The 1,334-nt window shown below is 73.8% G+C and carries 2 protein-coding genes; both read left to right on the top strand.

Features of this window, described 5'->3' with window-relative positions; translation table 11 throughout:
* Window positions 1–376 (top strand): glycosyltransferase (locus FNH05_RS37395; protein WP_144593542.1); only part of this gene is annotated, 376 nt, incomplete at its 5' end.
* A 42-nt stretch (window positions 377–418) separates the two neighbouring features.
* A partial coding sequence (locus FNH05_RS37400; protein WP_144593543.1) for a glycosyltransferase family 4 protein occupies window positions 419–1,334 on the top strand: 916 nt, incomplete at its 3' end.

Consider the following 1,334-nt stretch of genomic DNA (forward strand, 5'->3'; position numbering starts at 1 on the left):
GGCCGGGGACAGCGTGGATCTGCGGCTGCTCGGACGGATACCGGACGAAGAGCTCGCCGAGGTGCTGCGCCGGGCCGCGGTGGTCGCCGTGCCGAGCCGGGCGGAGGGTTTCGGCCTGCCCGTACTGGAGGCCATGGCCGCCGGGGTGCCGGTGGTGCACTCGGACGCCCCGGCGCTGGTGGAGGTCGCCGGGGGCGCGGGCCGGTGCGTGCCCCGGGGCGAAGTGGAAGCGCTTGCGGCCGCACTGCGGGAAGTGCTTTCCTCCCCCGGCGAGGCCGCCCGGATGGCCGCGGCGGGCCGTCGCCGCGCGGCGGATTTCTCCTGGGACCGGGCGGCCGAGGCGGTGTGGGACATTCATCGCACCGCGAGATTGTGATTTCCTGACCAAACCGTCGCCCGCTGGTCGTACCCTGCTCGGGTGGGAAGAGGCGAACCCAGCGTCCTGATCGACGCCACCGCCGTGCCGGCGGACCGGGGCGGAGTCGGCCGTTATGTGGATTCGCTGGTGCAGGCGCTCGACGCGGACGGCGCCCCGATTTCGGTGGTGTGCCAGCTTCGGGACGTGCGGCTCTACCGGCGGCTCGCACCCCGGTCCCGCGTCGTGCCCGCCGGACCGTCCACAGTGACCAGGACCGCGCGGCTGGCCTGGGAGCAGACCACGCTGCCGATGCTCGCGCGGCGGCTGGGTGTGGACGTGGTGCATTCACCGCACTACACGATGCCGCTGGCCAGCCCCGCGGCCTCCGTGGTGACCCTCCACGACGCCACGTTCTTCACCGACGCGGTGCTGCATTCCTCGGTCAAGGCGCGGTTCTTCCGCACCTGGACGGCGACCGCGCTGCGCCGCGCCGACCTGTGCGTGGTGCCCAGCCGTGCCACCGCGCACGAACTGGCCCGCGTCACGAAGGCCCGGCCGCGCGCGCTGGAAATCATCGAGCACGGCGTGGACAGCGAGCGCTTCCACCCGCCGTCGCCGGAGGAGATCCGCGCCGCGCGCGCGACCCTCGGTCTGGAGCGCATGCCGTACGTGGCCTTCCTCGGCGCCCTCGAACCGCGCAAGAACGTGCCGGCGCTCATCCGCGGATTCGCCAAGGCCGTGGAACACCGGCCCGATCCGCCCGCCCTCGTGCTGGCGGGCCAGCCGGGCTGGGACGCGCAGGTGGAGAAGGCGCTCGACGCGGCGCCGTTGCGGCTGCGCGTGATCCGGGCGGGCTATCTGCCGTTCGAGCAGCTCGCCGGGCTCCTCGGCGGCTCGCTGCTGGTCGCGTACCCGAGCCTCGGTGAAGGTTTCGGCCTGCCCGTGCTCGAGGCGATGGCCTGCGGCGCCTGTGTGC

This window comes from Amycolatopsis rhizosphaerae, from assembly GCF_007713715.1.
GTDB classification, from domain to species: Bacteria; Actinomycetota; Actinomycetes; order Mycobacteriales; family Pseudonocardiaceae; genus Amycolatopsis_E; species Amycolatopsis_E rhizosphaerae.